Source organism: Teichococcus deserti, assembly GCF_001982615.1.
GTDB lineage: Bacteria > Pseudomonadota > Alphaproteobacteria > Acetobacterales > Acetobacteraceae > Pseudoroseomonas > Pseudoroseomonas deserti.
Genome location: NZ_MLCO01000379.1, coordinates 1 through 1710, shown reverse-complemented (window position 1 = coordinate 1710; position 1710 = coordinate 1). Strand labels below are relative to the sequence as shown.

Below are 1710 nucleotides of genomic sequence, written 5' to 3'. Positions count from 1 at the left end.
TATCCCCCCCGCAAACCTATAGGTTTGCGCCCCTTCTATTTTTGTCAGAAAGCCAATCAGCCCCAGACGGCGCCGGGCAACCCGTTCAGCGGGATCTTCAGGAAACGCTGGCCAGACGCCTCGGGCTCCGGCAAGCGGCCCCCCGCGATATTCACCTGCAGCGCGGCCAGGATCAGCTTCGGCATCGGCAAGGTCCGGTCCCGCGCCTCCCGGATCGCGACGAACTCGGCCTCGCACGATGCCTTCGTCAGATGCACGTTCGTCGCCCGCTGCTCGGCAACCGTACTCTCCCACACCGCCGCCCGCCCCTTCGGCATGTAGTCATGGCCGGTGAACAGCCGGGTCGCTTCCGGCAGTGCCATGATCCGCTCGATCGAGCGCCACAGCGCCGCAGCACTGCCCCCCGGGAAATCCGCCCGCGCCGAGCCGCTGTCGGGCATGAACAGCGTGTCGTGGATGAAGGCCGCATCGCCGCACGTCAGCGTCATCGAGGCCAGCGTATGCCCCGGGCTGTGCATCGCCACCAGCGACAGCGCCCCCAGCGGCAGGCTCTGCCCCTCCTCCAGCAGCCGGTCCCATTGCGACCCGTCCGTCGCGAAGCCGTCGCCCAGGTTGTAGATCCGCTTCCACAGCGCCTGCACCTCGACCACCCGCCCGCCGGTGACGATCGGCTTGCCCGTCCGTTCCTGCAGATAGCCGGCGGCGGAGAAATGGTCGGCATGCGGATGCGTGTCGATGATCCAGTCCAGCGCCAGCCCCTTCGCCGCCAGATGCGCCAGCAGCGCATCGGCTGAACCCGTCGCCGTCGCGCCCGAGGCCGGGTCGAAATCCAGCACCGGATCGATCACCGCGGCCCGCCCGCTGCCAGGGTCGGAGACGACATACTGGATGCTGCCGGTCCGCGGGTCGTGGAAGCCGGCGATCTCGGGGCGGGTCTGGGTCATGCCGCGGAGCCTCCGTCGGTCGCCCCCCGCCGTCAAGTCACCGCTCGGGCTGCGCCGCTTTTGTCACAGCCCGGCGCGAAGTGAACGGCCAGGCGCTTCCTCGCGCTTGCGTGATTGAGAATGATTATTAATATCGAAGCATCACCCCGCCGCCTCGCCGGGCCCTTCGCTGGACCCTCCGATGGACGATCTGTCGATGGAGACAGGATCCATGCCCGACCTCCCCACCCGCTTCGCCGGCCTGCAGACCGACTTCCCCCAGATCGACCTGGCCGAGGCCGCCCGCCGGCTGGATTGCAGCCAGGCCGCCCTGCTGGCCGCCGGCGCCTGCGGCCCCGCGACGCCGCTGCGCCCTGACTGGGGCGCGCTGTTCCAGGCCCTGCCGGCGCTCGGCCCGGTGCTGGCCGGCACCTGCAACGCCAGCGCCAGCCTGCAAAGCCAGGGCCGCTTCCGCGACGTCTCCGCAGGCCCCGGCCATGTGCTGGTGCTGGGCGCCGAGATCGACCTGCGCCTCTTCCCCGGCGGCTGGGCCTTCGGCTTCGCCCTCGGCGGCGAGACGCCCTCGCTGCGCTTCTTCGACGACCGCGGCCAGCCGCTGCACCGCATCGACGCCACCCCCGCCACCGGCCGCGCTGCCTGGCAGGCGCTGGTGGACGCCTTCGCCGCCCCGGGCAGCGCCGCGCCGCCGGAACGCCCGGGCCCCGCCCTGTCCCTTATACACATCCGACGCTGCCGACGAACTTACCCCTGGCGATCCCCGGCGGTC

2 protein-coding genes are annotated in these 1710 nt (G+C 70.9%); one reads left to right on the top strand and one right to left on the bottom strand.

What is annotated here, in order from left to right; genetic code table 11:
* Positions 1 to 56: 56 nt before the first annotated feature.
* Positions 57 to 944: an MBL fold metallo-hydrolase gene (locus tag BKE38_RS27570; RefSeq protein ID WP_076960377.1), complete on the bottom strand. Its 888-nt coding sequence runs from the start codon at positions 942 to 944 to the stop codon at positions 57 to 59.
* 211 nt (positions 945 to 1155) lie between these two features.
* Here BKE38_RS27570 and BKE38_RS27565 point away from each other — a divergent pair.
* Positions 1156 to 1710 (top strand): ChuX/HutX family heme-like substrate-binding protein (locus BKE38_RS27565; RefSeq protein ID WP_278247655.1); only part of this gene is annotated, 555 nt, incomplete at its 3' end.

What these genes read in the sequence shown, in the direction of transcription:
- BKE38_RS27570 (WP_076960377.1), bottom strand. Translation starts at nt 944, where the DNA reads ATGACCCAGACCCGCCCCGAGATCGCCGGCTTCCACGACCCGCGGACC.